16 protein-coding genes and 1 pseudogene are annotated in these 19,376 nt (G+C 65.2%); 12 read left to right on the forward strand and 5 right to left on the reverse strand.

Annotated features, from left to right (window positions below):
• Positions 1 to 99 precede the first annotated feature (99 nt).
• Complete coding sequence (locus QFZ40_RS02810; protein ID WP_306902733.1) at positions 100 to 918, reverse strand: HAD family hydrolase; 819 nt, start codon at positions 916 to 918, stop codon at positions 100 to 102.
• An 89-nt stretch (positions 919 to 1,007) separates the two neighbouring features.
• Here QFZ40_RS02810 and QFZ40_RS02815 point away from each other — a divergent pair, with 89 nt between their 5' ends.
• Entirely contained in the window at positions 1,008 to 1,262 is a 255-nt protein-coding gene (locus QFZ40_RS02815; RefSeq protein ID WP_306902734.1) for a glutaredoxin family protein, read from the forward strand.
• Between the two features lie 91 nt (positions 1,263 to 1,353).
• Positions 1,354 to 2,076: a redox-sensing transcriptional repressor Rex gene (locus tag QFZ40_RS02820; RefSeq protein ID WP_373427382.1), complete on the forward strand. Its 723-nt coding sequence runs from the start codon at positions 1,354 to 1,356 to the stop codon at positions 2,074 to 2,076.
• An 88-nt stretch (positions 2,077 to 2,164) separates the two neighbouring features.
• On the opposite strand, the gene QFZ40_RS02825 is transcribed toward QFZ40_RS02820, so the two are convergent.
• The 3 genes from QFZ40_RS02825 to QFZ40_RS02835 form a co-directional block, all read right to left on the reverse strand.
• Positions 2,165 to 2,968, reverse strand: a complete 804-nt coding sequence (locus tag QFZ40_RS02825; RefSeq protein WP_306902735.1) for a hypothetical protein — start codon at positions 2,966 to 2,968, stop codon at positions 2,165 to 2,167.
• A 241-nt stretch (positions 2,969 to 3,209) separates the two neighbouring features.
• Complete coding sequence (locus QFZ40_RS02830; RefSeq protein ID WP_306902736.1) at positions 3,210 to 3,908, reverse strand: hypothetical protein; 699 nt, start codon at positions 3,906 to 3,908, stop codon at positions 3,210 to 3,212.
• Positions 3,909 to 4,111: 203 nt separating this feature from the next.
• Entirely contained in the window at positions 4,112 to 4,660 is a 549-nt protein-coding gene (locus QFZ40_RS02835) for a YceI family protein (protein WP_306902737.1), read from the reverse strand.
• Positions 4,661 to 4,864: 204 nt separating this feature from the next.
• Here QFZ40_RS02835 and QFZ40_RS02840 point away from each other — a divergent pair, with 204 nt between their 5' ends.
• From QFZ40_RS02840 to QFZ40_RS02885, 10 genes are all read left to right on the forward strand, one after another.
• Entirely contained in the window at positions 4,865 to 5,545 is a 681-nt protein-coding gene (locus tag QFZ40_RS02840) for a histidine phosphatase family protein (protein WP_306902738.1), read from the forward strand.
• A 36-nt stretch (positions 5,546 to 5,581) separates the two neighbouring features.
• The gene (locus QFZ40_RS02845) at positions 5,582 to 6,160 is read left to right on the forward strand and encodes a TlpA family protein disulfide reductase (protein WP_373427459.1); all 579 of its coding nucleotides are present in this window, start codon (positions 5,582 to 5,584) and stop codon (positions 6,158 to 6,160) included.
• A gap of 8 nt (positions 6,161 to 6,168) precedes the next feature.
• Positions 6,169 to 6,924 (forward strand): cytochrome c biogenesis CcdA family protein, encoded by a 756-nt coding sequence (locus QFZ40_RS02850; protein ID WP_306902739.1) that lies wholly within the window; start codon positions 6,169 to 6,171, stop codon positions 6,922 to 6,924.
• On the forward strand, positions 6,924 to 8,678 hold the full coding sequence (resB, locus tag QFZ40_RS02855) for a cytochrome c biogenesis protein ResB (RefSeq protein WP_306902740.1): 1,755 nt from the start codon (positions 6,924 to 6,926) through the stop codon (positions 8,676 to 8,678). The genes QFZ40_RS02850 and resB overlap by 1 nt, the downstream gene beginning before the upstream one ends.
• Positions 8,678 to 9,787 carry a c-type cytochrome biogenesis protein CcsB gene (gene ccsB, locus QFZ40_RS02860; RefSeq protein ID WP_306902741.1) on the forward strand — a complete coding sequence of 370 codons (1,110 nt, stop codon included), beginning with the start codon at positions 8,678 to 8,680 and terminating at the stop codon, positions 9,785 to 9,787. Before resB ends, ccsB begins: the two co-directional genes overlap by 1 nt.
• 156 nt (positions 9,788 to 9,943) lie before the next feature.
• On the forward strand, positions 9,944 to 12,049 hold the full coding sequence (locus QFZ40_RS02865; protein ID WP_306902742.1) for an Hsp70 family protein: 2,106 nt from the start codon (positions 9,944 to 9,946) through the stop codon (positions 12,047 to 12,049).
• Between the two features lie 2 nt (positions 12,050 to 12,051).
• A complete protein-coding gene (locus QFZ40_RS02870; RefSeq protein WP_373427383.1) occupies positions 12,052 to 14,085 on the forward strand; it encodes a LuxR C-terminal-related transcriptional regulator in 2,034 nt (677 codons plus the stop codon).
• A 161-nt stretch (positions 14,086 to 14,246) separates the two neighbouring features.
• Positions 14,247 to 15,257: an IniB N-terminal domain-containing protein gene (locus QFZ40_RS02875; protein WP_306902744.1), complete on the forward strand. Its 1,011-nt coding sequence runs from the start codon at positions 14,247 to 14,249 to the stop codon at positions 15,255 to 15,257.
• Positions 15,258 to 15,360: 103 nt separating this feature from the next.
• Complete coding sequence (locus tag QFZ40_RS02880) at positions 15,361 to 17,247, forward strand: dynamin family protein (RefSeq protein WP_306902745.1); 1,887 nt, start codon at positions 15,361 to 15,363, stop codon at positions 17,245 to 17,247.
• Positions 17,244 to 18,728: a dynamin family protein gene (locus QFZ40_RS02885; RefSeq protein ID WP_306902746.1), complete on the forward strand. Its 1,485-nt coding sequence runs from the start codon at positions 17,244 to 17,246 to the stop codon at positions 18,726 to 18,728. The genes QFZ40_RS02880 and QFZ40_RS02885 overlap by 4 nt, the downstream gene beginning before the upstream one ends.
• Positions 18,729 to 18,988: 260 nt before the next feature.
• Here QFZ40_RS02885 and QFZ40_RS02890 read toward each other — a convergent pair.
• Positions 18,989 to 19,333 (reverse strand): annotated as a pseudogene (locus QFZ40_RS02890) (PLD nuclease N-terminal domain-containing protein); the annotation flags it as partial.
• Positions 19,334 to 19,376 lie beyond the last annotated feature (43 nt).

The following is a 19,376-nucleotide window of genomic DNA, read 5'->3' on the forward strand; positions in this document are numbered from 1 at the left end:
AACTGCAGAAATGCCCGTTGCCATTCCGGCGACGGGCATTTTGTTTTGGTGGCGCTGGGCCATGGAGCGCTGGACCCGTGGAACGTGGAGCGCAGGCCGCTAGAGCCGCGGGCCGCGCATGCGGGAGTATCCACGCCAGAGCCCGTAGACGGCGCCCCCGGCGGTGGCGGCCTTGAGGCCGAGAGTGGCGGCCCTCCGCCCAGAGCGGAAGTCGTAGACAGGCCAGTTGTTGTCGCGGGCATGGCGGCGGAGCCTGGAATCGGGATTGATCGCGACAGGATGCCCGACGAGGCTCAGCAGCGGGATGTCATTGTAGGAATCGCTGTAGGCCCAGCACCTTTTGAGGTCCAGGCCCTCGACGTCGGCGATGCCCTGGACAGCCACTGCCTTCGCGGACCCGTGAAGGATGTCGCCTACCAGCCGCCCGGTGTACATTCCGTCGGCCACCTCGCCTACTGTTCCCAGCGCTCCGGTGAGGCCCAGGCGGGTGGAGATCACGGTGGCCACTTCAATGGGGGTGGCGGTGACCAGCCAGACGCGCCGGCCGACGCGCAGATGCTGTTCCGCCAGGGCCTTGGCTCCCGGCCAGATCCTGGACGCGATCATTTCGTCGTAGACCTCTTCGCCAAGGGCTTTGATGTCTTCCACGGTGATCCCGGCCGCGAGCGTGAGGGCGGAATCGCGGACTGCGTGGACGTCGTCGATGTTCTCGCCGCGCGTCACGAACTTGAACTGCTTCCAGGCAAAACCGGCGGCCTGCAAAAGCGTGAAAGCGCCGCGCTGGTGCATCTTGCGGGCCACATGGAAAAGGCTGGCGCCCCTCATGAGGGTGTTGTCGACGTCGAAGAAGGCGGCTTCACCGGTCTGCGGCAGCGCAGCCGGCTGGGTCACCACAGCGACGTACTTCTCCTCGGGCATGTCCCCGAGTCTAGTCAATCCAAAGGGCCGTCGCCTTCCGCGTCGCCGTGCGCCGCGCTGCCGCTCCTAAAGGGCGATACGGTTGAACTATGGCAAAACCGCAGGTTGTTCTGATCACCAAGGCTGACTGTCACCTGTGTGCGGACGCGCGCGACGCCGTCGGGCGGGTCACTGCCTCGCTGGGGCTTGAGTGGACGGAGCAGCCGGTGGACCAGCTGCCGGAATTGCGCGAACGCTACGCCGAAGAGATCCCCGTGGTGCTGGTGGACGGTGTCCAGCGTGACTTTTGGAAGATCGATGAAGTCCGCCTGGAGCGCGTCCTGCAACGGGCCATGGCGGAGTAGGAACGGCGGTTCCGTGCAATGGCAGCCGCTTTGTTGGCACCGGTGATGGGGCTCTAGAGTGGAGTCACGACGCGACGGGATGGAGGGGATAGTGACTTCACTGGATTCTTCTCCCCATGCTGTCCAGGGGGTTCAGCCCGTCCCGGCCGGCCAGGAGGGCAAAGCGGCAGGTGGCAAGCAGATTCCGCCCGCGGCTGTTGCCCGCCTGACGCTGTACCTCCGCGCCCTGAACACCATGCTCGCCGAGGGCGTGGAACGGGTTTCTTCGGAATCGCTGGCCGAGGCGTCCGGTGTCAGTTCCTCGACTCTTCGCAAGGACCTTTCCCACGTGGGTTCCTATGGCACCCGCGGCGTGGGGTACGAAGTGCAGTACCTGAGCCGTCACATTGCCGCTGCGCTCGGACTCACCCACGACTGGAAAGTCGCCATCGTCGGCGCCGGTAACCTGGGCAAGGCCCTGGCACGATACGGCGGCTTCGAATCCCGGGGCTTCGACGTTGTGGCCATTTTCGACGCCGACCAGATGGTGGTGGGCAACGAAGTGGGTTGGCTGCGGGTTAGCGACGTTGCCGATCTTGAGACGGTGCTGCACCGCACGGGTGCCAACATGGTGGTCCTGGCCCTGCCTGCCGCAGTGGCGCAGGGTGTGTGTGACCGCGTGGTGGCAGCGGGCGTCCACAGCATCCTGAGTTTCGCGCCGGTGATGCTGCAGGTCCCCGACGGCGTCAACCTCCGAAAAGTGGACATGGCCACCGAACTGCAAATTCTTGCCTACCACGCACAGCGGGCGCAGACCCCGGGCCAGACTGCCTAAATCTCGCTGCCGGCCAGGGGTCCACGCCCGTCGGGTGGTTTACTGCTTGGGGTTTCCAGCTGGTCTAGGTTTCCAGCTGGTCTGGGGGTCAGCGGGTACCGTAGGGATTGCCGGGCTGGCCGTAAGGGTTGGCGAACGGCTGCTGCCTGCGGAAGTACGGAGCGGCCGACGGCAGGTACAGCAACACGATGGCTGCAATGCCGGCCAAAGTCCCCAGGGTCCCGATGTTAGGGACCCCGAACAGTCCGAGGACCGAAATGGCAGCGAAGACCGTTCCCAGGATGCGGGCCCAGTTTTTGCCCTTGCGGACGAAGAACGCGACCAGCGCGTAGAGCCCGGCGCCGATGATGGCGAATACGACCAGCGTGCCGACGATGACGCCCTTCATCTGGTCATAGGAGACGGCGGTGCCACCGCCACTGTTTTTGATGGCCTCCTCGAAGGTGTTCCGCATCGCCGGATCATCCAGCTGTCCGATGCCCATGAGCGTGGAGATGACAAAGAGAATGCCGGCTCCGATCAACAACCAGAACGAAATATCGACCAGCTTGGGGATTCCCGACGCTCCCGTGGCCTGTGGCTGCTCCGAGGGAAACTGCCCGTAGGGTGACTGTCCGTACGGTGACTGTCCGTAGGGCTGGCCGAACTGCTGCTGCCCGTACGGCTGGCCGAACTGCTGCTGCCCGTAGCCGGGTCCTTGCGGGGCGTTTTGGCCGTACTGGGGTGTGGCGGGGTTCTGCTGCCCGTACTGCGGGGCGTTTTGGCCGTACTGGGGTGTGGCGGGGTTCTGCTGCCCGTACTCCGGGGCATTCTCGCCGTAACGCGGAGCCGGGCGCTTGCCTTCGGACTCAGGCTCATTCGGGTTGGGAGGCGGGACAGGGGGAGTGCTCATGAGGATCCTTTGCAATGTGGAGTTTCAGATGGGCTGCCGGGATCGGTCACTGGCCCTGTCCCCAGCGCGGCTTACTTCCACCGTACCCCCGGTCACGCCTGCCGCGGGTCATTCCGAAGAGGTATTCGGCCACCGGGGCTGCACTGAAACGCGGCGGAAGGCTGCGGCCTGGTGGTGCTCACCTGGCCGCAGCCTTCCCGATGGCACAGGGGCGGGTCCTTCCCCTGCAATGTGTCCGGGCTCAGCCCTTGAAGTGCTCCCGGGACTGCGGGAGCCACATCATGATGGCAGCCGCCACTGCGGCAGCTGACCCGACAGCGCTGGGGTTCATGAAGATGAGGTTGGCGAGGAAGCCGATCACTGCAAGGCCGCCCAGGATTGAGAGGACCAGGCGGGCCCACCTGGCGCCCTCCTTCAGCCGGATGGCGATGAACACGTACAGGGCCGCAAAGATGAGCTCAAAGATGAATCCTCCGACTCCCCCACCCATCATCAGGCTGAAGACGATCCCAAGGGCCGCCGCTGCGATCCAGAGCCAGTAGGACACGACTAGCTGCTGCGGAACACCCCTGGTGTCAGTCAGCCTCTGGCCGATGTTGTTGAAGTCCAGCCCGAAGGCATTGCGCGGAGGAGCGGCGTAGCCCAGGCCGGCCGGGGGATTGTTTGACGGTGCGGTGCCAGCAGGATAGGCAGCCTGTCCGTATGGCTGGCCCTGCGCGTAGGGCGGGTTCTGCGGCGGAAACGCCTGGCCGGGCGGGGGATAGGCCGGACCTGGGGCCTGGTATCCCGGCGGTGGCGGCTGGTAGCCCTGCGGCTCGTTGGCGGTGGCAGGAACGCCGCCGGCAGGAGGAACGCTGCCAGCGGGAGGAACACCGCCGGCAGGAGGAATGTTGCCGGCAGGCGGCTGCTCTGGCGGCGGTACTTCATTAGGGTTGCTCATGGCTCTCACTGTAGACCGCGCAACCCTTCTTACCCGTGAGGAAGGGGTGGGTCCGGAAGAGGAACGTCAGGCCCTTGCCAGGCAGTGGATTCCTGCCGCAGCGGGGGCGGCCCGTGGACTCCGGGGTCAAACAATGCGATAAACAACGGCACCCCGGTCCGGACTCCTGGAGGAGTCCGGGCCGGGGTGCGGTTAGAAGCGGGCTATGCGGCCGGTGCGATGAACGCCAGCTCCAGGTTGATGCCAACCTTGTCGCTGACCAGCACGCCGCCGGCCTCCAGCACTGCGTTCCAGGTGAGGCCGAAGTCCTTGCGGCTGATGGTGGTTTCAGCGCTCACGCCTGCGCGGGTGTTACCGAACGGGTCCACTGCCACGCCATTGAACTCTGTCTCCAGGGAGACGGGACGGGTAACTCCCTTGATGGTGAGGTCGCCGGTCAGCTCGTAGCTGTTGCCCTTGGCCACCAGGCCGTTGGAAACGAAGGAGATCTCCGGGAACTTCTCCACATCGAAGAAGTCTTCGCCGCGGACGTGGCCGTCGCGGTTGACGTCCCCCGAATCGAAGCTGGCGGTCTGGATGGTGGCACTGATCTTTGAGTCGGCGACGTTTTCAGCGAGATCCAAGGTTGCTGCGGCATCCTTGAACTGCCCGCGGACCTTGCTGATGCCTGCGTGGCGGACGGTAAATCCGATTTCGCTGTGCGAGTTGTCGAGGGTCCAGGTGCCGGTGGTGACGTCTGCGGGAAGTGCCATGGTGAATCTCCTTGGAAATATGTCGGGTGGTACTACGGGATAGGTTGAAACTTCATCTGTTGAAGCATCAACTAACTGCTGCATCCAGTATAAACATGCATTTGCATCTTTTGTTCCCGTTTCCGGAACATTTTTCAAAAAACTTCAGTTCTACTAGATGTAGAAGATTTCGGATAGCACGCCATCTTTGAGAAACTGGTACACATGCCCCAAGCCACTGTCCATCTGCTCCGCCACGGCGAGGTCCACAACCCCGACGGCGTTCTATACGGCAGGCTGCCCGAATTCCACCTCTCCGAGCTGGGACGGCAAATGGCGGAAACCCTTGCGGAGCACTTCCGGGACCGTGCGGCACACGGGGCGAGGATCGTCTATCTTGCGGCTTCACCGCTTGTCAGGGCGCAGGAGACGGCCGCCCCGACAGCGCAGGCCCTTCACCTGGAGATCCACACCGATCCGCGGATCATCGAGGCGGAAAACTACTTCGAGGGCCTGAAGGTCACCAAGGCAGAGCTTCGCAGGCCCAAGCACTGGCCGCGGCTTGTCAACCCGCTTAGGCCTTCCTGGGGTGAGCCCTACAAGGAGCAGGCGGCCCGGGTCAGGGCTGCAGTCCAGGATGCCAGGATCCGTGCCATCGAGCTTGCCGGCGGCGACTTCGGAACACACGGCCCGGAGGCCATCATGGTCAGCCACCAGCTCCCCATCTGGGCCACCCGGCTCAGCGCCGAAGGCAGGCCGCTGTGGCATGACCCCCGCAAGCGTGAGTGCACGCTGACGTCCATCACGTCCCTCGTGTTCGACGACGACGGCTCCCTTCTCCGCGTTGAATACAGCGAGCCTGCTGCCGCCCTTCTGCCTGGTGCGGCCAGCACCCCGGGAGCCTGAGCCGTGAGCATCAACCCCGTTACCTCCCGCCGCGGCCTGCTCGCCGCCGGAGGCGCCGCCCTCACGGCCCTCACGCTGGGACTCTCAGCGTGTGCGCAGGAGGATGCCCTCGCAAAGCAGGCCAAGGCCGGCGACAACAAGAACTATGTTGCGGGGGACGGTTCAGTCACCGAGTTCGCCGCTGCGGACCGCAAGTCCGCCGTCGCAATTAATGGCACGCTGTTCACCGGCACCGCCGTAACTCCAGCCGATTTCCAGGGCAAGGTGACAGTGCTGAACTTCTGGTTCGCGGCGTGCGCGCCGTGCCGGGTGGAGGCCCCGCAGCTGGAAGCGCTGCACCAGGAGTTCAAGGACCAGGGCGTGCAGTTCTTCGGCGTCAACCTCCGGGACGAAAAGGCCACGGCGGAAGCATTCGATAAGACCTTCAACCTGACCTACCCCAGCTTCGACGACAAGAATGGCGGGGTCCTCCTCGCTGTCTCGGGCCTGGTACCTCCCGGTGCCGTTCCGACAACCCTGGTGCTGGACAAGCAGGGCCGGGTGGCCTCGCGCGTACTGGGCGAAATCGAGAAGGGCACCCTCAAGGCCCTCATTAGCGCAGCAGTGGCGGAGTAAGCAGAGTCGTGAACAGTCCCTTCGCCGAAGCCATCCTGAACGGCTCACTCCTCCTTGCCATTCCGGTGGCGCTCCTGGCCGGACTCGTGTCCTTCCTGTCGCCCTGCGTGCTGCCCCTAGTGCCCGGCTACCTGGGCTACGTCACGGGACTTAGCGGCGTGGACCTGGAGCGCCAGAAGCGCGGCCGGATGCTCGCGGGCATCGGCTTGTTTGTGCTGGGGTTCTCGGTGATTTTCGTGCTGCTTGGCGGGGCATTCGGCCAGCTCGGGACCTTAATCACGGGTGCCCAGAACGCCTGGATCACGCAGCTGCTCGGTGTCCTGGTGATCGCCATGGGCGTCGTGTTCATGGGCGGCTTCGGCTGGCTCCAGCGTGATGCCAAGATCCATGCCAAGCCGCCGGCCGGGCTGTGGGGTGCTCCGCTGTTGGGGATCACATTCGGGCTGGGCTGGGCGCCGTGCATCGGACCCACCTATTCCGCTGTCCAGCTCCTGAGCCTGTCCGGCGGTTCGTCCGCCGCCAAGGGTGCCCTCCTGGCCTTTATCTACAGCCTCGGCCTCGGCATACCGTTCCTGCTCATTGCACTGGCAGTCCGGCGCGGCATGGGCGTGATGTCCTTCTTCCGCAAACACCGCCTGGCCATCCAGCGGACGGGCGGAGGCATCCTGATAGTGCTGGGCCTGCTGATGGCCAGCGGAGTCTGGGGCGCCTGGGTCACCGGGCTGCAGTACTGGTTCCAAACCGATGTGAAGTTGCCGATCTGATGAGCGAGCGCGTGAACGTAAAGAAGAAGCCCCCGGCCCCTGTGGCCGCAGCCAAGGCAGAAGCAGCCCTGCCAGCACTGGGGCCGGTGGGGATGCTCCGTTGGGCCTGGACCCAGCTGACCAGCATGCGCACCGCGCTGTTCCTGCTGCTGCTGCTGGCTGTCGCCGCGGTTCCCGGATCGCTGTTCCCGCAGCGTCCGGCCAACCCGTCCAACGTGACGCAGTACATCCAGGACCATCCCGACTACGGCAAGCTGCTGGACACCCTCCAGCTGTACGACGTCTATTCGTCAGCCTGGTTCTCGGCCATCTACCTCCTGCTGTTCATCTCCCTGATCGGCTGCGTGGTTCCCCGGGCCATCGCCCATTACAGGGCCATGCGCTCCCAGCCGCCCAGGACCCCGCAGAGGCTCTCCCGGCTCCCGGAGTACGGCACACTGGTGGTTCCGGCAGAAGCCGGCCTCCCGGCGTCGGACGCCATCCACAGCGCCGCCCGGCTGCTCAGGAAGCGCGGCTACCGCGTCGATGTAAGGGACGACGACGGCGCGCTGCCGTCTTTAGGAGCCGAGCGCGGCTTTCTGAAGGAAGTGGGGAACCTGGTGTTCCACACGTCGCTGATCGGTGTGCTCGTCTCGGTGGCCGTCGGAGGGCTGTTCGGCTACAGCGGCCAGCGCATCCTGGTGGAGGGCGACACCTTCGTGAACACGCTGGTGGGCTATGACCAGTTCACGCCGGGCACCAATTTCCAGAGCAGCCAGCTGCAGCCATACTCCATCCAGCTGGACAAGTTCGATGTCACCTTCGACCGTGAATCCAAGGGCAAATTCGGTCAGCCTATCGACTTCACGGCGGCCGTCACCACCAAGGAGACGCCTGACTCCCCGGCCCGGCAGCAAATCCTCAAGGTCAACGATCCCCTGAACCTTGGCGGCACCAGCGTCTACCTCACGGGCAACGGCTATGCGCCGATGGTCACCATCCGCGACGGCGCCGGCAACGTGGCCATGCAGGGTCCCGTGGTCGCCAAGCTCCAGGGTGACAACTACTACTCGTCCGTGGTGATCAAGGTCCCCGACGCCAAACCCGACCAGCTCGGTTTTGTCGGCTTCTTCCTTCCCACGGCGTTCGTCAACGAACAGGGCGTATCCTTCAGTGCCGATCCCGCGCTGTTCAACCCCCAGCTGACGCTGAACTCCTATTACGGGGACCTCGGCCTCAACAACGGGGCGCCGCAGAACGTCTTCGAGCTGGACGTCAGGAAGCTCACACCGTTGAATGCACGTGACCTGGCAGCCGGCGGCATCACCCTGACGCCGGGCGCCACGTATACCCTGCCTGACGGGAAGGGAAGCATCAGCTTCGACGGCGTCAAGAAGTACGTGGGCGTGGATATCCACAACAACCCGGGCCAGGTCTACGCGTTGGTCTTCGCCCTGCTGGCTGTGGCCGGCCTCATCCTGTCGCTCTACGTGAACCGGCGCAGGGTCTGGGTGCGGACCGGCACCCACGAGGACGGCCGGACCATGGTGGAATACGGCCTCCTGGCCCGCGGCGAGGATCACAGGCTTGCAGCCGAATCGGCAGCAATCCGCAATCTGCTGACCGCGGAATGGCAACTCCCGGAAGAGGCGCGCCAGGATTCCGACCCGGCCGGCTCCTCGGCCACCCAGCAAACTCCCAGCCGCCAGGACGATAATGGCGCAGACTCCGTCACCACCCCAGCTGGCCCCGGCGGGCCGAAAAAGGACCAGTAATGCCTTTCCCCATCAACGAAACCATGGGCCAGTACAGCGAGCTGTTCATGTTGCTCGCCGCCGGCACCTACACCGTGGCCTTCATTGCCTTCGCCTGGGACCTGGCGAAGAGCAGCAAGGCCCTGCGCGCCGTTGACCTCAAGGCCGCAGAAGCCGCCCTGGCGCAAAAGGTGCCGGTGGTAGCTGGTGTAGGAAGCGCCGGCGCGGTTGCCGTCATGGACCGGACAGAGTCCCACCTGGCGGGGCCGGTGGGCCGGGCCGAACGGCCCACATCATCGGCGTCGAAACAGGCCGGCCCCGCGTCGGGCGGCGGACAGACAGCCGACGGCGACATGCGCTACGCCGCTGTCCGTCGCGTTCCCGCTCGAGTGGCAGTAGCACTCGCGGTGCTGGGTGCCGCGATCCATGCCGCCGGCGTCATTACCCGGGCCATCGGCGCCGGTCGCGTGCCGTGGGGCAACATGTACGAGTTCCTCACCACGGGCGCGTTCGTTGTCATGGCCATGTTCCTGCTGGTGCTGATCCGCCGTGACCTTCGTTTCCTGGGCACGTTCGTGGTAGGCCTGGTGATCATCATGCTGGTGGCTGCCTCGGTGGCGTTCTGGACCCCCGTAGGCCACCTGGTGCCCGCCCTGCAGAGCTATTGGCTCATCATCCACGTCTCCATCGCCGTGATGTCATCCGCGCTTTTCACCCTCACTTTCGCCATGTCCGCACTGCAGCTGGTCCAGGCACACCGGCAGAAGACGGTGGCGGCAGGCAGCACGGACAAGCTGGGCTTCATGCGGCTGGTGCCTTCCGCCCTGAGCCTGGAGAACCTCTCATACCGGATCAACGCCATCGCCTTCATTGGCTGGACCTTCACGCTCATGTTCGGTGCCATCTGGGCGGAAAAGGCCTGGGGCCGCTTCTGGGGGTGGGACACCAAGGAAGTGTGGACCTTCGTCATCTGGGTGGTCTACGCAGGCTACCTGCACGCCCGGGCCACGCGCGGCTGGACCGGCACACGGGCCGCGTGGTTGTCGATCGTCGGCTACTTGTGCGTGGTCTTTAATTTCACCATCGTCAACCAGTTCTTCAACGGGCTGCACTCCTACTCAGGCCTCTAAGGAGGTCTTTCCAGTACCGCGTTGATACGCTGCAGCACCGAATAGCAAATCGGTGTACCAAATAAGGGTGTTGCCCGCGATCCGGTGATGCTACCTTGGTGGGAGTTCGCCTGTGATGCAGCTCGCAGACGACTCGCAGCGTTTCTCGAGGTACCTATGAACTACGTTCTCGCCATTGATGTCGGGACCAGTTTCACTGCGGCCGCTGTAGCCCGACTTGACCGGAACGCCCGGCCTGTTCCGGAGAGCCTACCACTGGGCCTCCGTGGAACGGCAGTCCCGTCCGTGGTGTATTACCCCCAGGAGGGACCCATCCTTGTGGGAGAAGCCGCGGAGCGACGCGGCCTCGATTCCCCCGAGCGTGTGGTGCGTGAATTCAAACGCCGGGTGGGTGACGCAGTACCGATCTGCGTCGGCACGATGTCACTTGCCGCCGAAGATGTTTTCGCCACGATGGCCCGATGGGTCGCTGACCGCGCTGAAGAGCGCGAGGGAGCGCCGCCGTCGCGGATTGTCATGTCCCATCCTGCCTCCTGGGGTGGGCATCGCACCGCCCTTATCCTCGATGCCCTGGCCGCGAAGGGCCTTGCCGACGTCGATCTGATCACCGAACCGGAGGCGGCGGCACTGCACTACGCCTCCCAGGTGCGGGTGGAGGACGGGAGCACTATCGGGGTCTACGACCTTGGCGGCGGAACCTTTGACACCGCGGTCCTGAGGAAGGCAACCGCCGGCCGTTTTGAATTCCTGGGGCGGCCGGAAGGTATTGAAGGGCTGGGCGGCGCCGATTTCGACGCCGCTGTCTTCGGTCATGTCGCGGAGCACGCAGGAGCGGCCCTGGCCGGCGTGGACCATGACATGCCTGGAGCACTTGCGGCGCTGGCCCGGCTGCGGCGGGAATGCGTTGAAGCCAAGGAAGCGCTCTCTTCCGACACTGAGGCAAGCATCTCGGTGTTCCTGCCCGGAATCCAGCAGCAGGTACGCCTGGTCAGGGCTGAATTCGAGGCGATGATCGAGGGCCCTATCCGCGAGACGGTGGACGCCTTGGAAAGTTCGCTCCAGGACGTTGGGCTGACAGCCGGGGACTTGTCTGCCGTGCTGCTGATCGGCGGGTCCTCCCGCATACCACTGGTGGCGCAGCTCATTTCGCAGCAGCTGGACCGTCCCATAGCCGTTGATGCTGATCCCAAGTCGTCGATCTGCCTGGGGGCTGCCGTCTCCGCGCTGGGCGCAGAGGCGCCGGCCGCTGCCGAACTTGTTGCCGCGGCGGGGGTTCCCGTAACCGACAACGCAAGCCCGCACGCCAGCTGGTCCCGGAAACCTGCAGGCATGCCGCGTGTCCTGTCGGACGGCAAAGCCGATGGCCCGGAGCAACACCATCCAGGGCACAGGCCGCACCGCGGCACCCAAGTCCAGAAGCCCACGGTGCGGGTGACAACGGCAGCCGCAGCTGCGGCCCTCTTCACGGTGCTTACAGCCACAGCGGCCCAGAGCCCTGAGGGGCTGGGACAGCTCTCGTCTATCTTTGTGCCGCCTGCCGCGGACGCGTCGAAGGACAGCGGGGCCGCCCCGGCCCTTTCCCCTGCCGTTGGAGGCGGCGAGGATACCAGTATTGGGGCAGGCGTCCCTGCAACCGGGATCGAGGCAAGCGGACAACAGGGCACGGGCAACCTTCCCGGCGCAACCGGGATCGCGATGGCGATCCCGACGGCCGGCCTGCAATCGTGGGCAGGATCGGGCCAGGCGGCAGGCTCAACACCCCAAATCGGAGTAGCAGCAGCCGGCAACGAGAACTCACAGACCACTGACGGCTCCGCGGCGCAAACTCCCGATCAGGCCGGTACAACTGCTGATCCTGCCGGCTCGCCCACGGATTCCGACCCTGCTCCCGGCACGTCCACCCCCACCGATCCAGCTTCCGAGCCGGGGCCGGAACCTTCGGATCCGGCTCCCGCGCCTGACCCCATGTCGGAGCCCGCACCCGAGCCGACACCTGAGCCGACCCCGCAGCCGACGCCTGAGCCGGCCCCGGAGCCGACGCCTGAGCCGGCCCCGCAGCCGACGCCGGTACCGACCCCTGAGCCGACGCCTGAACCGACCCCGCAGCCGACGCCCGTACCGACCCCTGAGCCGACAATTCCCGAACCGACTATCGACCCGACAGCTGAACCCTCACCCACCCCGGAACCTTCAGTCGACGTTCCCACCACCGAGACATCCACTGCAGCTGACGCAGCCCTCCCGACCGAAGCGGCGGCCTGAGGATGAACGGGAATCACATGCATCCGCCGTCGCACCATAGTGCGGAGTACATGGCGCAGCGCCTGCAGGGCGAAAACGCGGCCGTCAGGGAACTCCTGCTCGCCTTGTCCGTTGGATTTGCCCTTCCGGGCCCCCTGCCGCAGGCGCTGGAACGCAAGCTGGACGGCGACGAAGTGGAGAGCCTTGCAGCGCTGGTTGCGAAGGCAGAGTCAGCCGGCCTCCTGCAGCCGGACGGAACCGTAGTGGGTCCGGTGCAGCATTCGCTCCTGACCGTCACTCCGACCGCGCGCGTGCATGCATTGCAGCGCGAACTCGTCGGAAGGTTCGCTGCGGAACGCAGGCCGCTGGGAGACTTCGCGCGGGACCTGGCACGGAGCGGACTGGCCGATCCCCGCGTGGCGGCGGAGCTCGAAAAGACTGCTGACAAAGCACTTGAACGCGAGCCCGCGCTGGCAGTCCAAATCTATGACGAAGCATTGTTGGCCGGAGCCGATGAGATGGCAACGGCTGCCCGCCGGGCCCAGGCTGCTGCCGCTGCCGGAGATCTCGATGCCGCCGGCCGGATCGTTGACTCGCTCCTAGTCAGCGTCGATCCGCCGGACCTCGTGCGCGGAGTGGATGTTGCGGCCGCAGTGTGGGCCCACCGGGGAATGCTGGCCCGCAGCGCAGACGTGTACAGCTGGCTGGGCCGGGCCAGGGTAGGCCAATCGGCACCGCTGGCTGCTGTTGCGATGATCGGCTGCGGCAACCGGTCCGGGGCGGAAGCGATATTCCCTTCCGATCCGGCGGCGGCGTCGCCCACGCTACTGGCCGTCGCCCTGACGCAGATGGGCCAGGGCATCCTCGAATCGCTTGGGACCGAGCCGCAGCATGCCCTTCCCGTCTTGATCCATGCCTCGGACATGCTCAATGCCTCAGGCTCGGCCCACGCTCTCCCGGACACTCCCGCTGCGCTCGCTGCATTGCTTGCCATGCATGGCGGGGAGCCCCGCCTCGCTGAGACCATTCTTCGTGCCGCCGTTGCTGCCGGCCAGGGCGGTCATGCCGCCAAACCCCGTCTCTTTCTGCTCCAGGCCTGGTCCGCCATGCAGCAGGACAATCCTGAGGAAGCCCGCCTGGCGATCAACGAGGCCATGAAAGTAAATCCCTGGGCTTTGGTGCCCCGGGATGAATTCCTGTGTGCGGCACTTGAAGTGGGCCTTGCCCGGCGGAGCGGCGAAGTCCACGAACTTGTCATGGCGTGGGAGCGGGCCAGGGAGGCGATGCTGCACACCTCCGTTGACCTGTACAGCCTCCTGCCATGGGGCGAACTCATGGTCGCCGCCGCCCGGCTACGGGAAAGCAAGCGGGTAGCGCACTATCTGGAGGAGGCGTGGGCCCTGCTGGCAAAGCTTGGTGAACCGCCGCTCTGGGCCGTGCCCCTTCACTGGGCGGCCGTCCAGGCCGCATTGTTGACCGAGAGCCCGGCTGACCTGGCCCCGCACGCCGCAGCCCTGGTGCGGGCGGCAGAACACAGCCACCTCGCCTTTGTGCTTGCGGCAGCGGGCAAAGCCTGGGTGTCCGTCCTGGCCGGACAGTTCAACGCCGCGCATGTGGAAGCGGCGGCCCGCGGGCTGAGCAAAATAGGAATGCCGTGGGAGGGTGCACGCCTGGCAGGGCATGCCGCCGCCCGCGCAGACGAGCGCAAGGACATGATGAGCCTGCTCGCCTGTGCCCGCGACCTTCATCCGCAGGGAAATTCGGCTGTAGTGACCCCGGCAGGACCGCCGGCCGGCCGCAAGCTCACCCCGCCTGACAACAACCCCGGCATGCGGTCGCAGTCTGCCGGACTCAGTGAACGCGAAAAAGATGTGGCAAGGCTAGTCCTTGAAGGCAAGACATATCGGGAAATCGGGGAAGCCATTTACATCTCCCCCCGGACCGCCGAGCACCATGTTGCCCGGATGCGCGCCCGGCTCGGTGCGCAAAACCGCTCGGATCTCCTGGTCCGGTTACGGCTGGCACTAGGGGCAACGCCTGAGGATTCTGATGAATAGAGCATCCATTGCCCCTAACGGGAGGGAACCCAATCCCCTAACGGAGGCCGGCCAGCAGGGGGACGCAACCCGATGCGGGGTCTCCGGCCGGAACCTTACCTTTGATTCAGGCCGGCAAGGACGCCGGGAGATCCACACGCCGGAGTAGTGAGGTCCAGCCGATGCCAACTCTTGCAAGCCAACTTGTCCAGTTCCTGATGAGCCTGTTCAACAACCCCCATGCGGCCCAGGCTTTCCTGGCCGATCCGGAGCAGGCCCTGTCGGACGCCGGGCTGGCTGACGTGTGCGCGGCAGATGTTGACGCGGCAATGCCTGTTGTGCTGGACTACGCCCCCATCACCATCAGCGCCTCATCCTTTGACCGGCAGTACAACACCGGAGGAAACGGCGCTTGGACGGGCCACAACGGCGGCCATGGCTCAGGCTTCATACCTCCCCTGGCCGGGGGCGGCAGCGGGAACTATCTGAATGACCACGCCCAGACAGTGCAGCAGTTGCAGCAGGTAGTTAACAACTACTCCTACAGCTCAACTGTGGATGACCGGGACACCGTCACCGACCAGTCAGTCAATCAGAACATCTGGGCAGACGGCGACGTGAGCCAGTTCTTTGACAACCACGCCACCATCGCCCCGGGCGACCATGCTATGGCCGCGGGCGACGACATCGACTTCGACGATTCTTTCAACGTCAGGGACTCCAGCAGCACAGACAATTCAGTGGACTACTCGACAGACTACTCAGTGACGGCGGGCCGCGACGCCAATATCGGTACGACGGATGTGGATGTCGACTTTGGGGACGCCTTCAACACTGACAGCTCGATCGACGATTCCTTCAATACCGATTTTGATCTGGACGTCGCCGACTCGTTCAACGACAGTTCCGATAACTCCGCAGACAACTCCAATAACTCCGTCGACACCTATGCAGACCTGGAGGATGTCGGCAATACAGACAACTCAGTTATCAACTCAGTTAGCAGCACGGTTGACAATTCCGTGGAGTTGGAGAACGTTGGCAACACGGATAACTCCGTTGCTGTTGATATGGAGTTCGAGGACTTCGACAACACGTACACGGACGAGTCCGTCACGGTCGGCCACATGGAGGACAACGTCGTAGCGGCGGTTGACGATGTCGCAGCAGTGGACAACGAAGGGGAGTTCTAAAGCAGTCCCATGACAGCCAAGTGACCCGGTGACGATGACCGGCAGGTGGCCAAGCGCCCTGCCGGCAGATGCATGATCCATACCTGCGAGCCCAAGGAAGACAATGTCGGATGAACTGGTGAAGCTGGTGGAGCAAGGCATAGCGCTGGTGGGGACTGGGGACCGGGCCGATCTTCGCCGGCGTCTGGACCAGACACTTGGCCGGCTGCGGGATCCGAGCATCCGCGTGATTGTGGTGGGGGAATTCAAGCAGGGCAAGAGCAAGCTCATCAATGCCCTCGTCAACGCGCCCGTCTGTCCTGTCGACGACGACATCGCCACTTCCGTACCCACCATCGTCAGGCACGGTGAATCGGCGTCGGCTGCTGTCCTGATCCCGCGGCGGGACAACGAACCCGGCGACGACGGCGTGGAACGCCAGTCCATCAACATCCCCGATCTGGCTTCCTACGTTTCGGAACGGGGGAACCCGGGAAACGCCAGGCAACTGGTGGCAGCTGAAGTGTTCCTTCCCCGCAAGGTGCTGGCCGGAGGCCTGACGCTGATCGATTCCCCGGGCGTTGGCGGACTGGGTTCGTCGCACACCCTGACCACACTGACGGCCTTGCCTTCGGCGGACGCACTGCTCCTGGTGTCCGACGCGTCCCAGGAGTACACCGAGCCTGAACTCCGGTTCCTTCGCCAGGCCATGAGGATCACCCCCAATGCCGTGGGAGTCCTGTCCAAGACCGATCTGTACCCGGACTGGCGCCGCGTCGCCGAAGCGGACAGGGCCCACCTGGCGACAGTGGCTCCGGACATCCCGCTGATTCCGGTTTCGTCCGATCTCCGTCTGGAAGCAATCCGTCTCCAGGACGGTGAACTGAACGCGGAATCCGGCTTCCCTGCCTTGATGACCCACCTCCGTGTCGAAATTGTGGGAAAGGCGGAGAGGATCCAGCGGCGCTCCGTGAGCCAGGACGTTCTTTCGGTCACCGAGCACCTTCGAATGTCCCTGCAGTCGGAGCTCGCTGCCCTTGAGGACCCCGAAGGCACCCCGCTGATGATCGAGGGGCTTGAAGCCGCCAAGGCACAGGCCGATGAGCTCCGGAAGCGCTCGGCCCGCTGGCAGATCACGTTGAACGACGGCATCAGCGACCTCATTGCTGATATGGATTATGATCTGCGTGACCGTCTGCGCAGCATTCAGCGGGAGGCGGAGGCGGCCATCGACCTGGGCGACCCGAGCCCTACCTGGCCGCAGTTCTCACAGTGGCTGGAAGAGTGCGTGGCCGCAGCGATATCGGACACCTTTGTGTGGACCAGCGAACGGGCGCAATGGCTCGCGGCGCAGGTGGCCGAGCACTTTTCGGAGGACGAGGTGGCCTTGCCCGTGCTCCATGTTGCGGACGCGGGAGACGCTCTGGATCCCGTCGACGACATGCCGGGGTTGGACTCAGGACGCATCAATCCGGTCCAAAAGCTCCTGATCGGTATGCGGGGATCTTACGGCGGAGTGCTGATGTTCGGCCTGCTGACGGGCATTTTCGGAATGGCGCTGATTAATCCGGTGTCTGTCGGAGCGGGCCTGCTGCTGGGGCGCAAGGCGTACCGGGAGGATAAGGAGGCGCGCCTCAAGCGTCGGCAGGCCGAGGCCAAGGCGCTGGTGCGGCGGCAGGTTGACGACGTTGTCTTCCAGGCCGGGAAGCAGCTTAAGGACAGGCTCCGACTGGTCCAGCGCTCCACCCGGGACCATTTCACAGAGATTGCCGAGGAGCACCACAGGTCCCTGGCAGACTCAGTGGCGGCAGCCCAAAAGGCCGCCGCCGCGTACACCCTCGAAAAAGACATGCGCATCCGGGAGATCAGGGCGGAGCTGAAGAAGGTCGATGCCCTGAACCGTGCCGCCCGGCAGCTTGCCGAGGGACCAGCCCGGGGACGGCCGGCGGGAAGACACCCGCCGGATCCGGCGGACCCGGCGGAAGCACCTGAATCGGCGGCGGCGGGATGAGGGACTCACCCGCCAGGGGTGCGGCGGCCCTGGTCCAGGAAGCCCTTGCCGTATACTCCAACGACGCAGCCGCGACGCAGGTTCTGGAGGGCTATGCCCGCAGGCTGGCTGAGCCGCTGCGCATCGCGGTGGCCGGGATGGTCAAGGCGGGCAAGTCCACGCTCCTGAATGCCATCATCGGCGAGGAAATCGCCCCGACGGACACCAGTGAATGCACACGCATCGTGACGTGGTACCAGTACGGGCACACTCCACGGATCACCCTGTACCCCTTGGCGGGGGAGCCGCGCGCGCTTCCGCTCCACCGAGTGGACGGGCGCCTGGTGTTCGGGCTGGGCGGCGAGCGGGCGGGGGACGTGGACCGGCTCGTGGTGGACTGGCCATCGCCAAGCCTGCGCGAAGCCACCCTCATTGACACCCCGGGGATCGCCTCGCTGTCCGAGGATGTGTCAGCCAGGTCCGCCAGCTTCCTGGCCCCTGGCGATGCACCGTCGCAGGCAGATGCCATCATCTACCTGATGCGGCATATGCATGCTTCGGACCTGCGGTTCCTGGAATCCTTCAGGGACACGGGGGCGGGACGGTCGGGGACAGTGAATGCGGTGGCGGTGCTGTCACGGGCAGATGAGATCGGTGCGGGCCGGATCGATTCCCTTCTGTCCGCGGGGGACGTCGCCGAGAGGTACCGCCGGGACCACAGCTTGCGGAAGCTGGCATTGGGGGTGGTCCCGGTGGCCGGGCTGTTGGCCCAGAGTGCGCGCAGTATGCGCCAGTCTGACTTTGCGGCGCTGTCTGTCCTGGCTGAACTGGACAGGCCCGGGCGGGAACGGATGCTGCTCTCCGCGGACAGGTTCGTGCGGGCAAGCCAACCTCAGGCGCTCACTCGGGAGGCCCGTGCCTCCCTCTTGCGGCGCTTCGGGCTCTTCGGAATCCGCCTGGCTGTTGTGCTCATCAGGGGCGGGATTACAGAGCCCACCGCCCTGGCCCATGATCTCGCCCGGCGCAGCGGCCTGGATGAGCTGCTGGATCTGGTGGGCCGCCAGTTCCTGTCCCGGTCCGATGCACTCAGGGCCCGCACCGTGCTGGTGGGCGTGGAAGCGCTGCTCCGCTCCGGACCACGCCCCGGTTCAGCACAGCTGACGGCATCCTTGGAACGCCTTCAGGCCAATGCCCACGAATTCCGCGAACTGCGGCTGCTGGCCACGTTGCGCACTACCGGCGTGTCGCTCAATGACGCACTCGCAGAAGAAGCAGAGAGGCTGATTGGCGGGCGGGGCCTCAGTGCGCAGCTCCGGCTGGGTCTGGGGCAGGACGCATCCCCGGACCAGGTCAGTGCCGAGGCCAGGCGATACCTGGACCGCTGGCGGGTGGTGGCCGAACATCCGCTGACCGACCGACCCGGGGCAGAGGTATGCCGGATAGTGATGCGCAGCTGCGAAGGCATTCTCTCCGAACAATCCGCGCTGCAGGTGAACCGCTAGGCGGCCTGTCCGCAAATGACGCGGCCAGGGTCCTACTTCAGTCCGTCGGTATCGTGGCTGTCCGCTTCGCCGCCATGGTCTCCGGCAGCTTCGCCGGCCCCCGAACCCGGGCCCTTTCCGCCGGCGCCCCTGGTCCCCGAGCCCGACGCGTCTGAACTGCCTGGCCTTGAACTGCCGGGACCGGAACTGCTTGAGCTTGAACTGCCGGGGCCGGAAACCCCTGTGCCGGTGCTGCCGGCTCCGGAACCCGCGGAGCCGGTGCCCTCGGCCGACTTCGCGGCTTGGGCTTCGAGCTCGTCCTTCAGCTTCTTGAGCCGCGCGGCTTCGGCCTGGTTTCGCCTGCGCAGTTCCAGGTTGCGGAGAAAGTCCGGATCGTCATCCGGGGCCGTCGGATGGCTGTAGCTCTGACGGACCGGCTCGGTGCCGCGGGGGCGGCCGATGAGGAGCCACAGGATTGCGCCCAAAACGGGCAGGATGATCATCACGATGATCCATGCGGGCTTGGAGATGCCCCTGGTCTGGCGTCCGTCAGTGCGGATCACGTCCACCAGTCCATACACGAAAATGGCGAGTACTGCGACGGCGAGAGCCACACGGAAGAGCATGGCATTAAGTCTATCGTCCGCAGACGGCGGGCGTTCAGTGAGG

This window comes from Arthrobacter pascens, from assembly GCF_030816475.1.
Taxonomy (GTDB): Bacteria; Actinomycetota; Actinomycetes; order Actinomycetales; family Micrococcaceae; genus Arthrobacter; species Arthrobacter pascens_B.

Excerpts from the sequence above, each read along its gene's own strand:
- QFZ40_RS02810 (WP_306902733.1), bottom strand. The coding sequence starts at position 918 with ATGCCCGAGGAGAAGTACGTCGCTGTGGTGACCCAGCCGGCTGCGCTG.
- QFZ40_RS02815 (WP_306902734.1), top strand. The coding sequence starts at position 1,008 with ATGGCAAAACCGCAGGTTGTTCTGATCACCAAGGCTGACTGTCACCTG.
- QFZ40_RS02825 (WP_306902735.1), bottom strand. The coding sequence starts at position 2,968 with ATGAGCACTCCCCCTGTCCCGCCTCCCAACCCGAATGAGCCTGAGTCC.
- QFZ40_RS02830 (WP_306902736.1), bottom strand. The coding sequence starts at position 3,908 with ATGAGCAACCCTAATGAAGTACCGCCGCCAGAGCAGCCGCCTGCCGGC.
- QFZ40_RS02835 (WP_306902737.1), bottom strand. The coding sequence starts at position 4,660 with ATGGCACTTCCCGCAGACGTCACCACCGGCACCTGGACCCTCGACAAC.
- QFZ40_RS02840 (WP_306902738.1), top strand. The coding sequence starts at position 4,865 with ATGCCCCAAGCCACTGTCCATCTGCTCCGCCACGGCGAGGTCCACAAC.
- resB (WP_306902740.1), top strand. The coding sequence starts at position 6,924 with ATGAGCGAGCGCGTGAACGTAAAGAAGAAGCCCCCGGCCCCTGTGGCC.
- ccsB (WP_306902741.1), top strand. The coding sequence starts at position 8,678 with ATGCCTTTCCCCATCAACGAAACCATGGGCCAGTACAGCGAGCTGTTC.
- QFZ40_RS02865 (WP_306902742.1), top strand. The coding sequence starts at position 9,944 with ATGAACTACGTTCTCGCCATTGATGTCGGGACCAGTTTCACTGCGGCC.
- QFZ40_RS02870 (WP_373427383.1), top strand. The coding sequence starts at position 12,052 with ATGAACGGGAATCACATGCATCCGCCGTCGCACCATAGTGCGGAGTAC.
- QFZ40_RS02875 (WP_306902744.1), top strand. The coding sequence starts at position 14,247 with ATGCCAACTCTTGCAAGCCAACTTGTCCAGTTCCTGATGAGCCTGTTC.
- QFZ40_RS02880 (WP_306902745.1), top strand. The coding sequence starts at position 15,361 with ATGTCGGATGAACTGGTGAAGCTGGTGGAGCAAGGCATAGCGCTGGTG.
- QFZ40_RS02885 (WP_306902746.1), top strand. The coding sequence starts at position 17,244 with ATGAGGGACTCACCCGCCAGGGGTGCGGCGGCCCTGGTCCAGGAAGCC.